The 21,259-nt window shown below is 68.1% G+C and carries 15 protein-coding genes; 8 read left to right on the forward strand and 7 right to left on the reverse strand.

Going from position 1 to position 21,259, the window contains the following annotated elements; translation table 11 throughout:
* Window positions 1-72: 72 nt before the first annotated feature.
* Entirely contained in the window at window positions 73-1,038 is a 966-nt protein-coding gene (locus M9M90_RS03265; protein WP_254835734.1) for a zinc-binding alcohol dehydrogenase family protein, read from the reverse strand.
* A 196-nt stretch (window positions 1,039-1,234) separates the two neighbouring features.
* Here M9M90_RS03265 and M9M90_RS03270 point away from each other — a divergent pair, with 196 nt between their 5' ends.
* The gene (locus M9M90_RS03270; protein WP_254835735.1) at window positions 1,235-2,920 is read left to right on the forward strand and encodes an alpha/beta fold hydrolase; all 1,686 of its coding nucleotides are present in this window, start codon (window positions 1,235-1,237) and stop codon (window positions 2,918-2,920) included.
* 153 nt (window positions 2,921-3,073) lie between these two features.
* On the opposite strand, the gene M9M90_RS03275 is transcribed toward M9M90_RS03270, so the two are convergent.
* The 4 genes from M9M90_RS03275 to M9M90_RS03290 all read right to left on the reverse strand — a co-directional run bounded on the left by M9M90_RS03275 (window position 3,074) and on the right by M9M90_RS03290 (window position 8,366).
* Window positions 3,074-4,237 carry a DegT/DnrJ/EryC1/StrS aminotransferase family protein gene (locus tag M9M90_RS03275; RefSeq protein WP_254835736.1) on the reverse strand — a complete coding sequence of 388 codons (1,164 nt, stop codon included), beginning with the start codon at window positions 4,235-4,237 and terminating at the stop codon, window positions 3,074-3,076.
* Between the two features lie 89 nt (window positions 4,238-4,326).
* Window positions 4,327-5,226, reverse strand: coding sequence for a LysR family transcriptional regulator (locus M9M90_RS03280; RefSeq protein WP_254835737.1), 900 nt, complete (start codon window positions 5,224-5,226; stop codon window positions 4,327-4,329).
* A gap of 98 nt (window positions 5,227-5,324) precedes the next feature.
* Window positions 5,325-6,617, reverse strand: coding sequence for an amidohydrolase family protein (locus M9M90_RS03285; RefSeq protein ID WP_254835738.1), 1,293 nt, complete (start codon window positions 6,615-6,617; stop codon window positions 5,325-5,327).
* 162 nt (window positions 6,618-6,779) lie between these two features.
* Window positions 6,780-8,366: an AMP-binding protein gene (locus M9M90_RS03290; protein WP_254835739.1), complete on the reverse strand. Its 1,587-nt coding sequence runs from the start codon at window positions 8,364-8,366 to the stop codon at window positions 6,780-6,782.
* A 280-nt stretch (window positions 8,367-8,646) separates the two neighbouring features.
* On the opposite strand from M9M90_RS03290, the gene M9M90_RS03295 reads away from it, so the two are divergent.
* The gene (locus M9M90_RS03295) at window positions 8,647-10,149 is read left to right on the forward strand and encodes an ATPase domain-containing protein (protein WP_254835740.1); all 1,503 of its coding nucleotides are present in this window, start codon (window positions 8,647-8,649) and stop codon (window positions 10,147-10,149) included.
* A gap of 35 nt (window positions 10,150-10,184) precedes the next feature.
* Window positions 10,185-11,864, forward strand: coding sequence for a response regulator (locus M9M90_RS03300; protein ID WP_254835741.1), 1,680 nt, complete (start codon window positions 10,185-10,187; stop codon window positions 11,862-11,864).
* Here the strand turns inward: M9M90_RS03300 and M9M90_RS03305 are convergent.
* Window positions 11,861-12,277 (reverse strand): DUF2177 family protein, encoded by a 417-nt coding sequence (locus M9M90_RS03305; RefSeq protein WP_254835742.1) that lies wholly within the window; start codon window positions 12,275-12,277, stop codon window positions 11,861-11,863. The genes M9M90_RS03300 and M9M90_RS03305 overlap by 4 nt on opposite strands.
* Window positions 12,277-13,311: a cyclopropane-fatty-acyl-phospholipid synthase family protein gene (locus tag M9M90_RS03310; RefSeq protein ID WP_254837211.1), complete on the reverse strand. Its 1,035-nt coding sequence runs from the start codon at window positions 13,309-13,311 to the stop codon at window positions 12,277-12,279. The genes M9M90_RS03305 and M9M90_RS03310 overlap by 1 nt, the downstream gene beginning before the upstream one ends.
* 137 nt (window positions 13,312-13,448) lie before the next feature.
* Here M9M90_RS03310 and M9M90_RS03315 point away from each other — a divergent pair, with 137 nt between their 5' ends.
* From M9M90_RS03315 to M9M90_RS03335, 5 genes are all read left to right on the forward strand, one after another.
* Window positions 13,449-14,786, forward strand: a complete 1,338-nt coding sequence (locus tag M9M90_RS03315) for an NAD(P)/FAD-dependent oxidoreductase (RefSeq protein WP_254835743.1) — start codon at window positions 13,449-13,451, stop codon at window positions 14,784-14,786.
* Window positions 14,783-15,562 carry a DUF1365 domain-containing protein gene (locus M9M90_RS03320; RefSeq protein ID WP_254835744.1) on the forward strand — a complete coding sequence of 260 codons (780 nt, stop codon included), beginning with the start codon at window positions 14,783-14,785 and terminating at the stop codon, window positions 15,560-15,562. Before M9M90_RS03315 ends, M9M90_RS03320 begins: the two co-directional genes overlap by 4 nt.
* 192 nt (window positions 15,563-15,754) lie before the next feature.
* The gene (locus M9M90_RS03325) at window positions 15,755-17,566 is read left to right on the forward strand and encodes an ABC transporter ATP-binding protein (protein WP_254835745.1); all 1,812 of its coding nucleotides are present in this window, start codon (window positions 15,755-15,757) and stop codon (window positions 17,564-17,566) included.
* Window positions 17,563-19,434, forward strand: a complete 1,872-nt coding sequence (locus M9M90_RS03330; protein ID WP_254835746.1) for an ABC transporter ATP-binding protein — start codon at window positions 17,563-17,565, stop codon at window positions 19,432-19,434. The genes M9M90_RS03325 and M9M90_RS03330 overlap by 4 nt, the downstream gene beginning before the upstream one ends.
* 166 nt (window positions 19,435-19,600) lie before the next feature.
* Complete coding sequence (locus M9M90_RS03335; RefSeq protein WP_254835747.1) at window positions 19,601-21,253, forward strand: M28 family metallopeptidase; 1,653 nt, start codon at window positions 19,601-19,603, stop codon at window positions 21,251-21,253.
* The last annotated feature ends 6 nt before the right edge of the window (window positions 21,254-21,259 follow it).

Genomic DNA, 21,259 nt, shown 5'->3' on the forward strand with positions numbered 1-21,259 from the left:
GTCAAGTCCCCCTCAGCCGGCTTCGCCGACAGCTCCCCCAGAGGGGGAGCATCTATCATTCGTCGTTCGCGGCTACGGCACCAGCACAACGCGGCCGACGGCGGCGCGGCTTTCGATATAGGCGTGGGCCTCGGCGGCTTCCGACAGCTTGAAGACCTTGTCGACCACCACCTCGAGTTCGCCCTTGGCGGCGTCATTGATCAGCTGCTGGATGTTGTCGTGCACGCGGTCCGTGCCGATCTCAGCGCCCAGGAAGACGCCCGACAGCGAGCGGTTGCCGCCCATCATCGAGCCCACATCCACCACCATGGGCTCGCGCCCGGCGGCGCCGACCATGGAGACCCGGCCGCGATAGGCCAGGGCGTTGATCGAGCCCTGCAGGGTGGGACCGCCGACCGAGTCGACGATGACATCCACGCCCTTGTTGTCGGTCAGACGCTTGGCTTCGCGGACCACATCGTCACGGGTGTAGTTGATGCCGTGGTCGAGGCCGAGCGGCTTCAGCCGCTCCAGCCGTTCGTCGGAGGAGGCGGTGGCGAGGATCAGGCTGGCCCCGCCGCGCTTGGCGAGTTGGATAGCGGCCACGCCGACGCCCGAGGCGCCGGCCTGGACCAGGACCGTCTCGCCCTTCTTCAGGCGGCCGAACTCGAACAGGCAATCGTGCGCGGTGCCGAAGGTCACCGGGATGGCCGCGGCCTTCTTGACGTCGAAGCCGTCGGGGATCGGCCAGCAGTTGCGGGCGGGGACCGAGCGCAGCTCGGCATGGCTGCCCCAGTTGTTCACGGTGGCGACCTTCTGGCCGACCTTCAGATGGGTGACCTCGGCGCCGACTTCGACGATCTCGCCGGCGGCCTGGTAGCCGACCACGTGGGGAACGGTCATCAGCGGGCCGCGCCAGCGATTGAGGGTGTCGCCGCCCTCGATGGCCACCGCCTCGACGCGGATCACGACGCCCTTGGGATGGCAGGCGGGGTCGGGGACATCCTCGTACTTCAGGACCTCGGGACCGCCGTTCTCGTAATAGACCGCCGCCTTCATGCGCCTTCTCCCAATAACTTAAACAAATGTTTGACCGGAAGCTAACCGGGCGGAAGGGCGCCGCGCAAGGGAAAGCCCGGCGTCGCCTGCGGATTTGGCGGGCGCAGCGCCGGGAGTGTTTAGATTGTCGTGTTCGGCGGTTCTGTTCGCTAGGGTCGAGACCTGATTCTCCCGCAGGAACTGGCGACCCAATCGCATGGACGCCGAACGAGACGCCAAGGCCGCCCTGGTCATCGAGGCGATGTATCGGATCGCCGCGGACCTGGAGAACTGGGAACAGCTCATCGACGCCCTGGGCGCCGAGGGCGAGGATGAAGACCCTTCCGTCCAGTCGATCCGCGACCTGGCTCACAGCGAGGACATCGCCCGCCTGCTGAGCCGGGCCGACGAGGGGCCGGGCGCCGGTCACCAACTCCGACGCGACATCGGTTGGATGGTGCTGTCGCCGCAGGGGCGGGCGATCGCGGCCAACCCGGCGGCCCATGCGGTGATCGAGGATGGCCTGGGCCAGTTGCGGCTCGGAGACGCGCCAGCCTTCTCCGATCCGGCGAACGGAGAGGCCCTGACCCAGGCGCTGGGCCAGGCCCGTGGTCTGGCCGGAGGTCGCATCATCCTGAAGCTGCAGCGCGACGCCGAGGAGGGCCCGCGCTTCGCCTACCTGATCCCGGCCCGCGACCTGCCCGGCGGGGTAGGTCCCGCGGAGCTGGCGGAGGACGCCTTCGCAGTCGTGTTCCCGGCTATCGAGGAGACTGGGCGGCTGTGGGCGGCCATGCGGGAGAGCTTCGGCCTCACCGCCGCCGAGGTCCGGCTGGCCGTCAAGCTGAGGGATGGGCGCACCCTGAAGGAGGCCGCGGACGAGCTGGAGGTCAGCGTCAACACCGTGCGCAACCAGCTTCGCGCCATCTTCGACAAGATGGGGTTGAACCGGCAGAGCGACCTGATCCGGGCTCTGACGGAGCTGTCGGCCGTGGCCAACGCCATGGACGCCGCCGGGCCCGAACCGCAGATTGCGCACCCTGTCGCCGACGCGCCCACGGTGCGCAGCATCGTGCTGGGCGACGGCCGGCGGCTGGCCTATCGCGACTATGGCGATCCCGACGGCCGGGCGATCCTGTCCTTCCACGAGGGCCTGGGCTCGTCGCTGATGCCGCCGGGCACCCATGGGCTGGCCCGCGAGCTGGGCCTGCGGATCATCAGCGCCGAACGGCCCGGGTTCGGCCAGTCCGATCCGCGGCCGGACTACAGTTTCGATGGCGTGGCCCAGGACATGGTCGAACTGTGCGACCGACTGGAGCTCAGGAAGCTGCAGATCGGCGCCCTGCTGTCGGGCGCCCCCTCGGCCCTGCAAACTGCGATTCGGCTGGGATCACGGGTCACTCAGGTCCACCTCTATTCCGGCCGGCCGCCCCGGCGGCTGGAAAACGCCCCTCGCAGCGCGCTCGCACAGTTCCGCGCCCGCATCGAGAGCAATCCCTGGGTGGTCGAGACCCTGTTCGCGGTGCTGCGGCTGCGGAACTCGCCGGCCCAGGTGGAGAAGGTGGTGCGCCGATCGATCGCCCATTCCCCCAGCGACCGGGCCTTCGTGGAGGCGCACCCCGAGGTGCTGCCCTTCATCTCCGCCTATGTGGCCGAGGCCCTGGCGCGCACGAGCCGTGGGCCGGCCGACGAGGTACGCGCCTTCCGACGAGGCCAGAACCAGACGATAAGCGCGCTGCGGGCGCCGCTGGTGGTCTGGCACGGGGCGGAGGACGTGATGGCCCCGCTCCCCGACCTGCTGGCCTTCCTGGGCGACACCCCCCACGAGGTGCGGATCAAGCCGGGCATAGGCCACCTGCTGGCCTTGAAGCATTGGGAGGAGATCCTGCGCGACGCCGCGGCATAGTCCATTTGCGTCATGCGCGGCCGTCGCACCTGTGTTTCCTTCGCTCCGACTGGAGAGGCCGAGCTTGGGGGAGTTTCGGTCGATCACAGCTCAAAGGCGGACGCGGCCCCCCACGGGCTGCGTCCGTTGTCGTTTCAGGACGACGATTGAAGGTCAGCCGTTGCGCTTCACATAGGCGCGGATGGCGGCGATCACCTGGTCCTGGTGGTCGGGGGTGAGATAGGGGTGCATGGGCAGGCTCATCACCACCTTCGACTTGGCCTCGGTGACCGGCAGCCCTCCAGGCGCCGGATAGACCGAATAGACGTCCTGCCTGTGGATCGGGATCGGATAGTAGACGGCGCTGGGGATGTCCTGGCTTTTCAGGTGCGCGGCCAGGCCGTCGCGGTCCGGCGTCTCGATGGTGTACTGGGCCCACACCGAGACCCCGCCATCGATCACCCTCGGCACGGTCACCAGGTCGCCGAGACCCTGGGCGTAGCGGTCGGCGACCTCGTTGCGCGCTCGGATCTCGTCGTCGAAGATGGTCAGCTTCTGCAGCAAGACCGCGGCCTGGATGGTGTCCATGCGGCTGTTCATGCCGATGCGCAGGTTCAGGTACTTGGGGTCGTGCTCGAAGGTGCGGCCCACCAGGTCGGACTTCACCGCCTGGCCGTGCACGCGCAGGCTGACCAGCAGGTCGTTCAGCCGCTCGTCCTTGCACAGCACCGCCCCGCCATCGCCGTAGCAGCCGAGCGGCTTGGCCGGGAAGAAGCTGGTGGTGGTGACGTCGGCCCAATGGATCGGGTGCCGGCCGTTCAGCGTGCAGCCGAAGCCCTGGGCGGAATCGGCGATCAGCTTCAGGCCGTGCTTGCGGGCCACCGCGGCGATGGCCGGATAGTCCGCCGGCTGGCCGAACAGGTCGACGGCGATCACGGCCCTTGGGGTCAGCTTGCCTTCGGCCTTCACCGCGGCGACGGCGGCGTCCAGCTTGGCTGGGTCGAGATTGTAGGTGTCCGGCAGGATATCGACGAAGACCGGCGAGGCGCCGACCAGGGGCATGGCCTCGGCGGTGGCGGCGAAGGTGAAGGACGGGCAGAAGACCGCGTCGCCCGGCCCGATCTCCCACGCCATCAGCGGCAGAACCAGGGCTTCGGTCCCCGAGCCGCAGGACAGCACGAACGGCGCCTGGCCATAGTCGGACATCGCCCGTTCGAACTCGGCGATCTCCGGCCCCATGATGTAGGCGCCCGAGCGCACCACCTTGAGGATGGCGTCCTCCAGCGGCTGGCCGAGGCGGGCCCGCTGGGCCTGGAGGTCGATGAACGGAATGGGCATCTGGCGATCCGGCGATTGAAGCGGCGCGCTTCATGGCATGGGGAGTCTATCGGAGCCAAACACGCTTGGTGACGGATTTTTGCGTCCGCTCAGGCCATCGTGGCCCGTACGAGACCCAGGAACCAGTCGACCCCCGGATCGGCGCCTTCGCGGCGCACCGCCTGGATGTCGAAGGACCAGAGCTCGAAGTCGGCCTTAAGGATCTGCAGACCCAGCCGCTCGGCGTATCGCCGGGCCAATCGTTCCGGGCAGGTGGCGAGGGCGTCGGTGACCGAGACCATGTCCAGGGCGGTCAGCCAGCCGGGAACGGCGGCGACCATGTTTCCAGTGTCCGCGGTCTCCGAAGCCTGAACTCCCACCTCGCCTTGTGCATAGGCGAAGATGTGACGGCCGGCGTTGTAGGCAGCCAAGTCTATGTCGCCCCTGAGGGTCGGATGGTCGCGCCGCGCAACCACGCAGTAGCGGTCTGAGAACAAGGGCTCGGCGGTTACGCCGGCCGGCAGGGCCCCGAAGCGGCCGATCGCCAGGTCGGCCTCGCCCCGGCGCAGCCCGTCCAGCGCCGCCGCCTGGGCCGCGTGTCCGATGGCGAAGGAAACGCCGGGCGCTTCCTGGCGCAGCGCCTCGATCATCGGTCCGCCGATCAGGGCGGTGACGAACTCAGGGGCGGCGATGTTGAAGCGACGGCCGCTGCGGGCGGGATCGAAGCCGTCATGGGGCTTGAGCGCCTGGCCGGCCATCTCGATCAAGGCCTCGATGCGCGGGCCCAGTTCCAGGGCGCGGCGGGTCGGCTCCAGGCCGTGGGGCCGGCGCACGAACAGCGGATCGTCGAACAGGTCGCGCAGGCGGGTCAGGGCGTGGCTGACCGCCGATGGTGTGAGCCCCAGGCGGCGCGCGGTCTCGCTGGCCCGGCCGCAGCGGAGCAGCTCGCGGAAGACCAGCAGCAGGCCGCCGTCCAGCCGACGTATTTGATTGAGATCGAATTCACTCATGACGTGAATTCGATAAATCGCAATCTAACCGAGGTCCAGGCTTTGCGGCGCCCCCGCCGGTGGGCCGGCGCAAGACATTCTCGGCCGTGAGCCGTCAGCTAGTCCTTGTGGACCGTGCCGCCCTTCATCACGAAGCCGACCTTCTGCAGGACCGTGACGTCGCTGAGCGGGTCGCCCTTCACGGCGATGAGGTCGGCGGCGTGGCCTGGCGTCAGGGCGCCGACCTCCTTGGAGAGGCCAAGGTGCTCGGCGGCGACCACCGTGGCGGACTGGACGGCTTCCAGCGGGGTGAGGCCGGCCTTCACCAGCAGGGCGAACTCCTGCGCGTTGTCGCCGTGGGCCGAGACCCCCGTGTCGGTGCCGAAGGCGATCTTGACCCCGCCTTCATGAGCGCGCCGCGCCATGTCCAGCATCCTGGGGCCGGCCTCCAGGGCCTTGGCCGACTGAGCCGGTGTGAGGAAGTTACCGGGGCCGGCGGCGACCCGCGCGACATAGTCGCCGGCCATCAGGGTCGGGACCAGGTAGCCGCCGGACTTCTTGAACAGGGCGACGGACGAGGCGTCGAGATAGGTCCCGTGCTCGATGGAATCGCCGCCGGCCTTGAGGAAGGCGTTGACCCCGTCGAGGCCGTGGGCGTGGGCGGTGACCTTGCGGCCCATGCGGTGGGCGGCGTCGACGATGGCCGCCAGCTCCTCGTCGGAGAACTGCTGGCCCAGGCCCGCGGCGGTGTTGGACAGCACCCCGCCGGTGGCGGTGATCTTGATGATGTCGGCGCCCTTCCAGACCTGCTCGCGCACCGCGCGTCGGCAGTCGTCGGGGCCCGAGCAGACAGAGCCCGGCCGCAGGACGTGCATGACCTCCTCGCTGAAGCCGTTGACGTCGCCGTGGCCGCCATGGACCGAGATCGCCGAACCCGAGGCGATGATCCGCGGCCCGGGGACGTCGCCATTGGCGGTGGCTGCGCGCAGGGCGAAGATCGCGGCATTGTCGGCGCCCAGGTCGGCGACGGTGGTGTAGCCGGCCATCAGCGTGCGTCGGGCGTAGCGCGCGCCGACCATGGCCTGGTCGGCCGAGGACTGGGTGACCTCCTCCAGGCGGCTGTTGGGATTCTGCTGGCTGGTCAGGTGGACGTGGCTGTCGATCAGGCCGGGCAGGACGAAGCTGTCCTTCAGGTCGACCACGCCGGCGCCGGGATCGGAGACATAGCCGTCGGCGATGCGCACGACCTTGCCGTCCTGGACCACCAGGGTCTTGGCTGTCTCGACCTTGCCCGAGGCAGGGTCGATCAGCACCTTTCCGGCCTGGACGAAGGTCAGGGGCCCGGCGGCCTGGGCAGAGGCGGCCAGGGCGAGCGTCGCGGCGAGCGCGGCGCCCGAAATCAGGTATTTCACGTCGTCAGCCCCACTGGATTTCGAGGCCGCGCCCCGAGAAGGCGCGATCCTATGCGGGGCCCCGCGGGGTGGCCAAGGCCTTGCGGTCAAAACGACTGTTTTTCAGGAACCGGCATCCCCCGTTCATCCCCTCGAAGGGGGGGTGAACGGGGGCTTTTGCCTTCAGATCTGCCGGGTGCGGCCTTCCCAATAGGGGGCGCGGACCTTGTTGCGCTGGATCTTGCCGGCCTCGGATCGCGGCAGTTCGGTGACGAAGTCCAGGCTGCGGGGCACCTTGAAGGCGGGCAGGGTCTTGCGGCCGAAGTCGAGGATCTCCTGGGCCAGCTGGTCGGAAGGCTGGTAGCCCGGCTCCAGCAGGATCACGGCCTTGACCTGTTCGCCCCACTCGTCGTGCGGCACGCCGACCGTGGCCGAGTCGGCGACGGCGTCGTGCTTGATCAGCTCATTGTCGACTTCCTGGGGATAGATGTTCACCCCGCCCGAGATGATGGTCTCGGCGTTGCGGCCTGTGAGGAACAGGTAGTCGTCCTCGTCGAAATATCCGACGTCGCCCATGGTGAAGAAGCCCTCCTTGCGGGAGGCTTCGGTCTTCGCGTTGTCCTTGTAGTAGGTGAAGCCGCCGCCAGGCGGCAGCTGGTGGTAGATGGCCCCGGGCACGCCATTGGGCAGTTCGTTGCCCTCTTCGTCGAGGATCCGGCACTGCAGCAGCGCAGGGCGCTTGCCGACGCTGCCGGGCTTCTTGAGCCATTCCTCGGAACTGATGGCGAAGCCCGCGCCGCCTTCCGAGCCCGCATAGTACTCCGACAGGATCGGGCCGAACCACTCGATCATGGCGTGCTTGACCTCGGGCGGGCAGGGCGCCGCGCCGTGAACGATGTATTTCACGTGGCTGACGTCGTACTTGGCCTTCACTTCCGGCGGCAGGGCCAGCAAGCGCTGGAACATGATCGGCACCAGGTGCAGGTGCGTGACCTTCTGTTCCGATATGGTCTTCAGGACCTGTTCGGAATCCCACTTGTCGATGAAGTGCAGCGGCACGCCGGCGCCCATGGCGGCGCGGACGTCGAAGGCCAGCGGCGCGGCATGATAGGCGGGACCGGCGCAGAGCTGAACCGAGGTCTCGTGATCATAGCCGCGCATGGCGTACATGGCCTGCGGCGTCACCGCGGGAACCGGGCGGAACACACCTTTCGGCCGGCCCGTGGTGCCCGAGGTGTACATCATCGAGTTGCCGAGAATGGGATCAGGGATGTCTGAGCCGTCGAGCGGCGCGAGCGCGGTGTCGTAGTCGACGAAGCCGGGGATGTCGCCGCCAATGGAGAGCTTCAGCACCAGGTCGGGGCATTGCTCGGCGGCTGGCCCGACGCTGGCCACGCGGACCTCGCCGACCAGGACCTTGGCTTCGCAATCCTTGATGATGTAGGCGACCTCGTCGACCGTCAGGTGCCAGTTGACCGGCGTGAAGCGGATGCCGGCGCGCAGGGTGGCGGCCAGGACCTCCACGAACTCGGCGCGGTTGGAGCAGACCAGGGCCAGCGAATCGCCGGCCTCCAGGCCGTGTTGACGGAAGAGGCGGGCGAGCCGGTTGGCGTTGGCGTTGACCTCGGCGAAGGTCCTGACGCGGCCGTTGGGGTCGATGACCGCTGGCTTGTCTGGATGCACCTTGGCCCAGACCGCCGTCGTCATGCCGGTCGCCGCGGCCGCTTCCAGGGCCTGATCCAGGCTCACGCGCTCTTTCAAATCTTCCATCAAATCCTCCCGTCGCCGCGGGCCGGAGGAACGGCGGCGCGGCTCTTTTCTATGGTGCGAAACGAATCTGTGGGGCCCGATCCGGCGCGAAATATGCGCTGGCGAGGCGGGCCCTTCCGTCTCGTAAGCCCACCATGACAGGGCTTCACGGCGCGGACAACGGCGCCCCCGATCCAAACAATGACTGGATGGGCGGCCGAGCGGTCCGGGAACGCGCCCGAAAACAGGGCGTTGAAATCGCCTGAAGGGGCCAGGAGCCTCGTGGCAAGCGAGAGAGCGAGTGAAGGATAAGGCAGCGGGCGTCCGCGACCTGGCGAGCACCGGAATAGATGGCCTGGACGATATCCTGCGCGGCGGCTTCGCCCGGCGGCGGGTCTATCTGATCGAGGGTACGCCCGGCACCGGCAAGACGACGATGGCCCTGCAGTTCCTGATGGCCGGCGCGGAGCTAGGCGAGAAGGGATTGTACATCACCCTGTCGGAGACCCGGGAAGAGCTGCTGGAGACGGCGCGATCGCACGGCTGGACGATTAGCGATCTCATCGAGATCTTCGAATTGACGCCGCCTGAGAACCTGCTCGACGAGCAGCAGCAGCAGAGCCTGCTCTATTCGTCGGACCTGGAACTGGGCGAGACCACGCGAATCATCTTCAACCAGATCCAGAATGCCAAGCCGACCCGGGTGGTGATCGACAGTCTGTCCGAGATCAGGCTGCTGGCCGGCGGCTCCCTGCGCTATCGCCGCCAGATCCTGGCGCTCAAGCACTATTTCGCCAAGCACAACACCACCGTGATGCTCTTGGACGACATGACCGCGGACGTCCTGGACAAGACTGTCCACAGCGTGGCGCACGCCGTCGTGCGGCTGGAGGAACTTGCGCCGATCTACGGCAAGGAGCGCCGACGGCTGCGGATCATCAAGTATCGCGGCCAGGAGTTCCGCGGCGGCTATCACGACTTCGCCATCCGTCCGGGTGGGCTGGTGGTGTTTCCGCGCCTGGTGGCCGCTGAGCATCGGGCCAGCTTCACACGCGAAGCGCTGCCCAGTGGGGTGGCGGGCCTAGACACCCTGTTGGGCGGAGGCGTCGAACGGGGATCGAGCGCCCTGATTCTAGGGCCGGCTGGGGCGGGAAAGTCCCTGATGACCCTGCAGTTCGTGGCCTCGGCCATCGCGCGGGGCGAGAAGGCGGCGCTGTTCGTCTTCGACGAAGAGATCAACCTGCTGTTCGATCGCGCCCGGGGCCTGGGGTTTGACCTGGAAGCCCTGCGCGATGCCGGGAGCCTTTTGATCGAGCAGGTGGACGCGGCCGAACTGGCGCCGGGGGAGTTCACGCATCGAGTTCGAGCCTGCATGGAGGCCAAGGATCTCCGCACCATCGTGATCGACAGCCTGAACGGCTACCAGGCGGCCATGCCGGAAGAGCAGTTCCTGGTCCTGCACATGCACGAACTGCTGCAGTTCCTGAACCGCAGCGGGGTCACAACCTTCCTGACCATCGCCCAGCACGGGCTGGTGGGGGACATGCAGGCCCCGGTGGACATCACCTACCTGGCCGACACGGTGATCCTGCTGCGTTACTTCGAGGCCAATGGGCGCGTGCGGCGGGCGATGTCGGTGATCAAGAAGCGCACCAGCGCCCATGAGGACACGATCCGGGAATACCAGATCGGCGCGGACGGCCTCACCGTCGGCGCGCCCGTGGTCGGTTTCCAGGGCGTGCTTCGGGGCGTCCCGACCTATGTCGGCCAGAACCATTCCTTGCTGGCGGACTCCGGCGCGTGAGTCCGGCTCGACATCCCCGAGCGGAAGTCGCCCTCGTGCTGACGCCGCTCGGTCGTGACTCCGAGATCGCCGCCTCGCTGATGCGCGAGGCCGGCATCGAGGTGCTGGTCTGCTCGACGCTGGAAGCCCTGTGCCATGAGCTGACCTATGGAGCGGGATTCGCGCTGGTCACCGACGACGCCCTGCAGTCCTCCGATCTCTCCGGACTCGCAGCCTGGGTCGGCGAGCAACCGCCGTGGTCGGATTTTCCCTTCGTCCTGCTTACCGAGCGCGGCGGCGGCCTGGAACGCAACCCCAGCGCCTCGCGGCTCACCTCGGCCCTCGGCAATGTCATCTTCCTGGAGCGGCCCTTCCACCCCACCAGCCTGGTGAGCGTCGCGCGCACCGCCTTGCGCGGCCGTCGGCGGCAGTACGAGTCACGCCAGCGCATCGAGGAGATCCGCGAGGCGGAACACACCTTGGAGCGCCGCGTCGAGGAGCGGACCTCCGAGCTGGCCGCCGCCAACCGCCAGCTGCTCGGCCAGATAGAGGAGCGCGAGAAGGTCGAAGCCGCCCTTCGCCAGGCCCAGCGGCTGGAGGCTGTCGGACAGCTCACCTCCGGCGTGGCCCACGACTTCAACAACCTGCTCACCGTGGTGATCGGCAACGCCCGTCAGCTCGCCAAGGGCGATGTGGAGCCCAACGTCCGTCGCCGGCTGGAGATGATGGAACAGGCCGCCTCCCGCGGCGCGAAGCTGACCGCTCAGCTGCTGGCCTTCTCACGCCGCCAGAAGCTGGAGCCCCAGCTCGTCGACCTGAACCACACGGTCGCCAACATGCGCGACCTGCTGCACAGCACCATGGGGGGCTCCACCCGCATCGAGACCGTGCTGCATCCGGAGCTGTGGACCGCGCTGATCGACCCGACCCAGATCGAGCTGGTCATCCTCAACCTGGCGATCAACGCCCGCGACGCCATGGAGGTGGGCGGCACCCTGGTCGTCGAGACCGGCAACGCGACCCTGGGAGAACCACAGCGGCCCGAGGAGCCTCCGGGGGGCGAATATGTGATGGTCTCGGTGTCCGACACGGGTTCGGGCATGAGCCCCGAGGTCTTGGCGAAGGCCTTCGAACCGTTCTTCACCACCAAGATGGTCGGCAAGGGTTCGGGCCTGGGCCTGAGCCAGGTGTTCGGGCTGGCCAAGCAATCCGGCGGCGGGGTGCGCATCGACACCCGGCCAGGCGAGGGAACCTCGGTGAAGGTCTATCTACCCCGGGCGCGGGCCGCGAGCGCGCCGCGGACGGAACGCCGGGCGGCGGTCCCGCCGAGAGCCGATGGCGATCGGGTGGTGCTGCTGGTCGATGACGACAGCGCAGTGCGGGAGATCACCGCCACCCTGCTGACCGAGCTGGGCTATACGGTGGTGGAGGCCGGCAGCGGCGGGGCGGCGCTGGACATGCTGCAACGGCGCGCCGACATCGATCTGATGCTGCTCGACTTCGCAATGCCCGGGATGAACGGCGCGGAGGTGGCGCGCGAGGCCCGGGCCCGACGACCGGACCTGCCGATCCTGTTCGTCACCGGCTATGCCGACACCGAGGCGCTCGCCCATGCCGACGAATGCGGGATCATCCAGAAGCCGTTCGACGATCATGAACTGGCGACCAAGGTCGGCTCCGTCCTGCGGCCCGCCGATCCGACGGTGGTGGCTTTTCGGGGACGCTCCGAGGCCTAGCCGAACTTCGCCTCCGCCCAGCGATAGGCGAAGTATCCCGCCGTGGCGGCGCAGGCCGTGAGCAAGGTCCCCCAGCCGATGTCGGCCAGGGTGATCCTTGTGGACCAGACCTTCAGCGTCGCCTGGTTGGTCAGGTCGTAGGTGGCGTAGGCCACGAACCCCAGCAGGGCGCCGTTGAGCAGAGCCCGGGTCCAGCCGGCGTTCTCCCGCGCGGCGGGCAGAATGGCCAGCAACAGAACGCCGCCGATATAGATCACGTAGAAGGCCACAGCGGGCGCCAAGCGGAAGGCGTCCGCCAGGACCTCATTGAGGGCGGGTCGGTAGAGCCTGGGGCCGACCATGGTCAGCCAGATCGCATCGACGACGGCGAAAGTTCCAGCACAGGCGAAATAGGCGATGACGAACTTCAGCATCAGGCCGCCACCGGCCGCAGCCGATAGTGGCTGACACCCCACTCGGCGCCGCGGCGATGGCCGAACAGGCCGGCCGTGGCGAGGAAGAACAGCCGCCAACGCCGGCGCCACAACACTGCCTGGTCGCCATAGACCTCGGCCAGGATCGTACGGATCATCGCGGCGTTGCGGTCGTAATTGGCCAGCCAGTCGTTGGCGGTCCGCTCATAGTGCGCGCCGCTCCAGCGCCAATCGGCCTCGATCGTGAACAGGTCGGGGAACTGGCCCGCCAGATCGTGGCTGGGCATGACCCCGCCGGTGAAGAAGTGCTGGGCGATCCAGTCGGCCTCGTCGTCCACATCGAAGCGATAGGGCGTGGTCTTGTGGGTGAAGACGTGCAGGAACAGCCGCCCGTCGGGCTTCAGCCAGCCCCTGGCGCGGGTCAGCAGGGCCCGCCAGTTGGCCATGTGCTCGAACATCTCCACCGAGACGATACGGTCGAAGTCGGCGGCCGGGGCGTCGAAATCGTTCATGTCGGCGGTGATGACGGTGAGGTTCGTCAGGCCCTGCTCGGCCGCGCGGGCACGGATGAACGCCCCCTGGCTGGCGGAATTGGACACGCAGGTGACCCGGGCCATGGGCAGGGTCCGCGCCATCCACAGCGATAGCGATCCCCAGCCGCAGCCGAGCTCCAGGATCTGCTGTCCGTCCTTGAGGTCGGCGTGGACGGCGGTCTCCAGCAGGGCGGCTTCCTCGGCCTGGGCCAAGGTGGTGGTCGGGGTCGGATAGAGGCCGGAGGAATACTTGAGCTGCGGCCCCAGCACGGCCTCGAAGAAGGCGGCGGGGAGTTCGTAGTGCTGCTCATTGGCCGCGCCGGTGTGCTCGGCGATGGGGCGCAGTTCCATTTCGCGGGCGAAGACGGCCGCCGCCTCGGGAGGGCTGGCGGCCAGCTGACGGCGGGCCTGGGCGACCAGCAGGTCAACCGCCGCCCGGCGCACCAGGTCGGGTAGGGGCGCGCCCTCGAAGGCATGGATAGTGTTGGCGACCAGGCTCATGTCGATCTCTCGGGTGCGGACGTCATCAGCCATACGCACCGCCGTCCGTTTCGGATGCGGCCTGCATCCATTTCCAGCCGCAACCGTAATGCTCCGAGGGGAGAGCGATCGCGCTCGAGGATAAGGGACCAAGCCAGGTGACCGTGACTGCAGCCGAGACTCCGCTTCGCATCGCCGTAGTCGGCGGAGGTATCGCCGGCCTGTCCGCCGCTTGGATGCTGGGACAACGCCATCAGGTCGTGCTGTTCGAGGGCGACAATCGCGTGGGGGGCCATGCCAACACCGCCGAGGCGCCCGGCCGCAAGGGACCAGTCCCGGTGGACACCGGCTTCATCGTCTATAACGAGCCCAACTACCCGAACTTCACCGCCCTGTTGGAGCACCTGGGCGTGGCAAGCCGCCCCGCCGACATGGCGCTCAGCGTCTCTTTCGACGAGGGCGAGTTCGAGTACTCCTCGGGCGCCCTGTTCGCCCAGCTCAGCAATCTGTTCTCGGCGCGGTTCTGGTCGATGCTGCGCGACGTGAACCGGTTCTACCGCCAGGGGCCGCGTGACCTGGCCGGCCTGGACGCGCCGCTCACCTCGCTGGACGACTACCTGACGGAGAAGGGGTACTGCCAGGCCTTCCGGGACGACCACCTGATCCCTCAGGCCGCCGCCATCTGGTCGACCCCGGTGGGCGCGATCGCCGACTATCCGGCGGCGGCGCTGATCCGCTTCTTCCAGAACCACGGGATGATGAGCCTGTTCGGGCGCGGCAAATGGCGCACGGTGGCCGGCGGCAGCCGCGCCTATGTGGGCCCTCTGGCCGCGGCCTTCGGCGGCGAGATCCGAACGGGGGTGCGGGTCAGCTCCATCCAAAGGGATGCGACAGGCGTGACGATCCGCGACGCCCGGGGCCATGCCGAGCGCTTCGATCAGGTGGTGATCGCCACCCATGGGGACACGGCGCTGTCGCTGCTGGATGACGCGGGCCCGGAGGAGAGGCGGCTGCTGTCGGCCTTCCGCTACACGCGAAACCTGGCGGTGCTGCACACCGATCCGAGCCTGATGCCGCGGCGCCGGGCAGCCTGGACGAGCTGGAATCATATCGGCCGGCGCGACGCGCCCAATGAGGGCTGCGTCACCTATTGGATGAACCGGCTGCAGTCGATCAAGGACGCCGGCGACCTGTTCGTCACCCTCAACCCCACCCGCGAGATCGCGCCCGAGACCGTGATCCATACCGACGTTTACGACCACCCGCTGTTCGACGCCGGGGCGATCGCCGCCCAGGAACAACTCTGGTCGCTGCAGGGCGTGCGTCGGACCTGGTTCTGCGGCTCGTATTTCGGCCACGGCTTCCACGAGGACGCCCTGCAGTCGGGCCTGGCCGTCGCCGAGACGCTGGGTGATGTGCGCCGGCCCTGGACCGTCGACGACGAGTCGGGCCGCATCCATGCGCGACCGGCGCAGCCCCTGGAGCGAGCCGCGTGACGCCGTTCGCGTCCGGAATCTATCCGGGCGTCGTGACCCACACGCGGGTCAAGCCCCGGGCGCATCGGCTGCGCTACCGCATCTTCATGCTGCTGCTGGATCTGGACGAGATCTCCGCCCTGGACCGGGGGCTGAGGTTGTTCGCCCACAATCGGTTCGCGCTCACCGGCTTCCATGAGGCCGATCATCTGAACGGCTCGGGGGCGGACCTGAAGGCCCAGGTGGAGGCCCATCTCGCCGCCGCCGGCGTCGCCCACGGCGGGGCGGTGCGGATGCTGGCCATGCCGCGAATCCTGGGCGGCGTGTTCAATCCGCTCACTGTCTATTTCTGCCACCGGCGAGACGGGATCCTGTCGGCGATCCTTTATGAGGTGACCAACACCTTCGGCGAGCGGCACAGCTACGTGATCGACGCCGGCGGCCGGCAAGGCTGTGACAAGGCCTTCTTTGTCTCGCCGTTCATGGACATGGAGCTCTCCTACGTCTTTCGGATCGCGCCTCCGGGCGAGCGGGTCTCGGTTGGCGTGGATGTTTATGACGCCGATGGCCTGGTGCTGGCGACGGCCTTCGGGGGAAGGCGCGTGGAGCTCTCGGACCGCGCTCTGTTCCGGGCTTGGCGAGACCATCCCCTGATGACCTTGGGCGTCATGGCCGCGATCCATTGGGAGGCCCTGAAGATCTGGCGCAAGGGCGAGCGAGTGCGGCGGCGGCCCGCGCCGCCGGCGGCTCCGGTCACCGTCGTCCGGGCGCGCAATCCTTCGCCCGCAGGCGGTTGAAGCGCGCCTAGAACGGCGCATACGGACAAATCTATATTTCATCTGTGTCGTCAAATCGTGTCTGGCGCACGGGGAACCGGCGCCGCAAAATAGTTTCCATACTCGGACATGGAAATTGTGATGAGTGATTCTCCCCCCTCCCAGCGGAGGGCGGGACCTTCTGACTCCGCACCGAAGGTGGATGTCAGTCAGATGCCCAGGGTCTTGCAGCGGATCACCGCCCTGGCCCTGAAGTATCCGGGTCGCGTGTCGCTGGCCATTATCTGCTCGCTGGGGTCCGCCGTGGCGAGCCTCACCTTGCCGCGCCTGTTCGGCAACGCGGTCGATCAGGCCCAGGTGCTGCTCACGGCCGGCGCCGGCCATGCGGGGGAGGCTCAGGCGGCGCTGTGGGGCACCGCCCTGCTGGTGATCGCCGCCACCATCGTGCGCGGCCTGATGACCATGGCCGCCGGCTATCACGGGGAATATGTCAGCCAGCAGGTCGGTTACGACCTGCGCCTGCGCTTCTTCCAGCAGCTGCAGCGGCTCAGCTTCGGTTTCCATGACCGCATCCATTCGGGCGACCTGATCACCCGGGGCATGCTCGATCTGGAGGGGGCGCGGGTCTTCATCCAGGGCGGGATGATGCAGGCCCTGACGCTCACCCTGCTGCTCGGCTTCGCCAGCTACATGATGCTGTCGACCGACGTGGTCATGGGGCTGATCGGCCTGGCCTTCGTGCCGATCGCCGGCGCGGCGCTGGGGCGGATGGGCTTCCTGCTGCGGGTCACCTGGCTGCGAGTGCAGGAGCTGATGGCGATCCTGACGCTCACCATGGAGGAGAACCTGCAGGGCATCCGCGTGGTTCGCGCCTTCGCCGGCAAGCGCTTCGAGATGGCCAAGTTCGACGCCGCCTCGCTGGACGCGCTCCACTATTCCTACAAGCGCATCACCCTGCGGTTCCGGGCGGTGTCGGTGATGCAGGTGTCGTTCTACGGCTCCATGGGCCTGCTGCTCTGGTACGGCGGCCACAAGGTGATCGACGGGACGATGTCGGTGGGCAAGCTGACCGAGTTCCTCACCTACATGACCCTGCTGCAGACCCCGATCCGCCAGATCGCCATGATCTTCAACGCCGCGGCGCGGGCCACCTCCTCGGGGGCGCGGCTGTTCGAGGTGCTGGATCTGGAGCCGGAGATCGCCGACGCGCCCGGCGCCAAGGCGCTGGCGCCGACCAAGGGAACCCTGCGCTTCGACCATGTGGATTTCGCCTACGACCCGGGCGGCAAGCAGATCCTGAAGGATGTCAGCTTCGAGGTGCGCGCGGGCCAGACCCTGGGCGTCGTCGGGCCGCCGGGCAGCGGCAAGTCGACCCTCGCCAACCTGATCCCGCGCTTCTACGACGTCACCGGCGGTGCGATCACCATCGACGGCCAGGACATCCGCGACGTGACCCTGGCGTCCTTGCGGGAATATGTCGGCCTGGTGCAGCAGGAGGCCTTCCTGTTCGACTCGTCCATCGGCCACAACGTCGCCTATGCCGATCCCTGGGCGGCCGAAGATCGCATCGTCGACGCCGCCAAGACCGCCCAGATCCACGACCACATCGCCGGCTTGCCGGAGACCTATGAGACCCGGGTCGGCGAGCGCGGCGTGGCCCTGTCCGGCGGCCAGCGACAGCGGATGAGCATCGCCCGCGGCGTGGTGCCGGGCCCCGGCGTGATGATCTTCGATGACTCCACGGCCGCCATCGACGCGGTGACCGAACGCCGCGTGCGCGACGCGCTCGCCCACGCCACCCAGACCAAGGCCACCATCGTTATCGCTCACCGGCTGTCGTCCCTGATGCACGCCGACCACATCATCGTCCTGGACGACGGCCAGGTGGTGGAGCGTGGGACCCATGCCGAGCTGGTCCGGCAGGGTGGGGTCTATGCTGATCTCTATGAGCTGCAGACCCGCTCCGACGCAGAGGCGGTGCTGGACGATGCGCCCGTGCTCGAGACCGAGGAGGTCCGCGGATGAGCGACATCACGGCCGACATCCCCTCGAACGAGGCGCCGCGCCAGCCGCGCGCCTCCCTGGGCTCCTCCGAGGGCGACGACATCTTCGGGACCTTCGACACCAAGGTCGCGCGGCGGTTCTTCGTCTTCCTCAAGCCGCACAAGAAGGCCTTCGCCATGGCGGTGGTCGCTGTGTTGGTGGCGGCGATCTCGGTGGTGGCCATCCCGGCCCTGATCGGACAGGCGGTCAATTCGGCGGTGGCCGGGGACGGGGCCAAGCTGGACCGCACCCTGCTGGCCTTCGCGGCCCTGGTGGTGGTCTATTCGATCGCCTTCTTCATGGAGCAGTGGCTGTCGGCGCGGCTGGCCCAACGGGTGATCTTCGACATCCGCCGCAAGATGTTCGACCACTTCCAGGATGTGTCGCTGTCCTTCATGGACAAGACCCATGTGGGCCGGATCATGGCCCGGCTGCAGGGCGACGTGAACGCCCTGCAGGAGTTCCTGGAGAGCTCCACAGGCGCCATCGGCGACGTGGTCATGCTGGTGGGGATCACCGCGGTTCTGCTCAGCATGGACCTGAAGTTGGGCCTGCTGACCCTCACCGTCCTGCCGGCCCTGATCCTGATCCGGGCGATCTGGCTGCCGTTCTCGAAGTCCAGCTTCCGGGAGGCGCGCGACGCCTCCTCCACCGCCAACTCGGCCCTGGCCGAGAACATCAACGGCATCCGCACGGTGCAGGAGACCCGGCGTGAGGCGGTGAACTTCGAGCTCTACAAGGAGAAGGCCCGCGAAAACATGGACGCGCAGAACGGCGCGGCCTGGATGACCCAGATCATGGTGCCGACGGTGGACGTGCTGACCGGCTTCGCCGTGGCCATCGTCATCGTGGTGGGCGGCGGCGCGGTGCTGGGCGGGCGGCTGGATGTCGGCGTCATGGTCGCCTTCATCTTCTATGTGCAGCGGTTCTTCGATCCCGTCCGCATGCTGTCCATGCAGTATACGATCATGCAGCGGGCCATGGCCGCGGGGCACCGGATCTTCGAGGTGCTGGACGTCTCCATCGCCATCCAGGACAAGCCCGACGCGATTCCGCTGAAGGACATCCCGGCCACGGTCGAGTTCAGGAACGTCACCTTCGGCTACGATCCCAAGCGCCCGGTGCTGCACGATATCAGCCTGACGGTGCGGCCCAAGGAGGTGGTGGCCCTGGTCGGGCCGACGGGTTCGGGCAAGACCTCGATCATCGCGCTCACCCACCGCTTCTATGAGGTCGACAAGGGTCAGGTCCTGGTGGGCGGCCACGACGTGCGCGACGTCACCCTCGACAGCCTGGGCGCCACCATCGGCATGGTGCTGCAGGAGCCGTTCCTGTTCACCGGCACCATCGAGCAGAACATCCGCTACAACACCGAAGGCGCCACCACCGAGGACGTCATCGCCGCGGCCAAGGCGGTCTCGGCCCACGACTTCATCATGCGGCTGCCCGAGGGCTACCAGACCATGCTGGGCCAGCGGGGACGCAACATCTCCATGGGCCAGCGGCAGCTGATCTCGTTCGCCCGCGCCCTGGTGGCCGACCCGCAGATCCTGATCCTCGACGAGGCGACGGCCAATATCGACAGCTTCACCGAGCAGGCGATCCAGAAGGCGCTGAAGGTGCTGTTCGCCGGCCGCACCTGCATGGTCATCGCCCACCGGCTGGCCACCATCCGCGACGCGGCCCGCATCGTGGTGCTGCAGCAGGGCCGCATCCTCGAGCAGGGGCCGCACGACGAGCTGATGGCCCATGGCGGGCTGTACGCCCACCTCTACACCTCGGCCCACGCCTCGTTCGACGACCAGGTGGTGGCGGTGACGGGCGACGCGGAGTTCGCGACGCGGACCTGAGCGAGCTAGATCCTCCCCTCTTGGGGGAGGGGGACCGCGAAGCGGTGGAGGGGGTTGAAGCCCACAGGCAAGGGTCAATGTCTCCTCAGTCAGCTTCGCTGACAGCTCCCCCAGAGGGGGAGCATCTGACTATATTGACCCTCCCGCCGTCGTCAGAGTCTCCCCCATGCTCCGCACCGCCCTCGCACTCTCGCTGTTCGCCACCGCCGCCCAGGCCCAGGACTCCGGCCCCATCGATCCGGCGCGGCTGTCGGCGATCGTCAAGACCATGGCCGCGCCCGAGTTCGAGGGACGTGGCCCTGGCTCGGCCGGCGAGGCCAAGACCATCGCCTATCTGACGCAGGAGTTCGCAGCTCTGGGCCTGGAGCCGGCCGGCGAGAAGGGCGCCTGGACGCAGGACGTGGCCCTGGTGAAGTTCGAGCTGCCAGGCGCCTCGACGATCTCGCTCAGCCAGGACGGCGCGGTCCGGCCCCTGGTGCGCGGAACCGACATCTCGGTCTCGACCCTGCGGCCGGTCGATAGGGTGGCGATCAAGGACGCGCCGCTGGTCTTCGTGGGCTATGGCGTCACCGCCCCGGAGCGCGGCTGGGACGACTACAAGGACGTCGACTTGAAGGGCAAGATCGCCGTCTTCCTGATCAGCGACCCCGACTTCGAGGCCAAGGCCGGTGAGCCGGTGGCCGGGACGTTCGGCGGCCAGGCGGCCACCTATTACGCCCGCTGGACCTACAAGTACGAGGAGGCGGCGCGGCGAGGCGCCTTGGGCGCCCTTATCGTCCACGAGGCGCCGGGAGCGGGCTATGGCTGGTCGACGGTGATCGCCTCCAATGGCGAAGCCTTCGACATCGTCCGCGCCGACCCGGCCAAGGACAAGCTGTTGCTGCAGGGGTGGCTGACCCGCGAGGCGGCGGCCGACCTGTTCGCCAAGGCCGGCCTCGACCTGGAGGCGCAGAAGGTCGCCGCCCGGTCGAAGGCCTTCAAGCCCGTGGCCCTGAAGGGCGCCGCCTTCTCGGCCGACTATTCGGTGGTCCACACCCAGGTGGTCAGCCGCAACGTCATCGGCAAGCTGACCGGCGCCAGGCGGCCGAACGAGAGCGTGATGTTCTCCGCACACTGGGACGCCTATGGGCTGGGCGCGCCCGATGCGTCAGGCAAGACCGATCGCCCCGGAGCCCTGGACGACGCCATCGGGGTGGCAGGGGTCATGGAGATCGCCCGGGCCTTCAAGGCCGGACCGCGGCCCGACCGCACCCTGGTCTTCGCCGCCTGGACCGCCGAGGAGCGCGGCCTGTTGGGCTCGGAATATTACGGCGTCAATCCGACGGTCCCGCTGGAGACCATGGCCGCCAACCTGACCATGGACGTGCTGCAGCCCGTGGGGCCCGCCAGGGACGTGGTGCTGATCGGGGCCGGCCAGAGCGACCTGGAAGACCAGCTCGCCGCGGCGGCGAAACGCCAGGACCGCACGGTGACGCCGGACGCCCACCCGGAGCGGGCGCTGTTCTACCGCGCCGACCATTTCAGCCTGGCCAAGCGCGGGGTGCCCGTGTTGCTGCTGATGGGGCTGGGTGGCGGCCAGGACCTGATCGCGGGCGGCCGCGCGGCGGGCGAGGCCTGGGTCAGCGACTACACGGCCAACTGCTACCATAAGACCTGCGACGTCTGGCGCGCGGACTGGGACCTGCGCGGCGCGGCGCAGGACGTGGCCCTGCTCTACGAGATGGGCAAGGAAACCGCCAACTCGACGGCCTGGCCCAACTGGAAGCCCGGCTCGGAGTTCAAGCCGCTGCGCGACGCCAGCGCGGCGAAGCGGAGGTAGGGGGCG

The organism is Phenylobacterium sp. LH3H17 (genome assembly GCF_024298925.1).
Lineage (GTDB): Bacteria > Pseudomonadota > Alphaproteobacteria > Caulobacterales > Caulobacteraceae > Phenylobacterium.

Coding starts and splice junctions, on each gene's coding strand:
- M9M90_RS03305 (WP_254835742.1), bottom strand. CDS start 12,277: ATGCTGAAGTTCGTCATCGCCTATTTCGCCTGTGCTGGAACTTTCGCC.
- M9M90_RS03325 (WP_254835745.1), top strand. CDS start 15,755: ATGCCCAGGGTCTTGCAGCGGATCACCGCCCTGGCCCTGAAGTATCCG.
- M9M90_RS03265 (WP_254835734.1), bottom strand. CDS start 1,038: ATGAAGGCGGCGGTCTATTACGAGAACGGCGGTCCCGAGGTCCTGAAG.
- M9M90_RS03275 (WP_254835736.1), bottom strand. CDS start 4,237: ATGCCCATTCCGTTCATCGACCTCCAGGCCCAGCGGGCCCGCCTCGGC.
- M9M90_RS03290 (WP_254835739.1), bottom strand. CDS start 8,366: ATGGAAGATTTGAAAGAGCGCGTGAGCCTGGATCAGGCCCTGGAAGCG.
- M9M90_RS03310 (WP_254837211.1), bottom strand. CDS start 13,311: ATGAGCCTGGTCGCCAACACTATCCATGCCTTCGAGGGCGCGCCCCTA.
- M9M90_RS03280 (WP_254835737.1), bottom strand. CDS start 5,226: ATGAGTGAATTCGATCTCAATCAAATACGTCGGCTGGACGGCGGCCTG.
- M9M90_RS03330 (WP_254835746.1), top strand. CDS start 17,563: ATGAGCGACATCACGGCCGACATCCCCTCGAACGAGGCGCCGCGCCAG.
- M9M90_RS03270 (WP_254835735.1), top strand. CDS start 1,235: ATGGACGCCGAACGAGACGCCAAGGCCGCCCTGGTCATCGAGGCGATG.
- M9M90_RS03335 (WP_254835747.1), top strand. CDS start 19,601: ATGCTCCGCACCGCCCTCGCACTCTCGCTGTTCGCCACCGCCGCCCAG.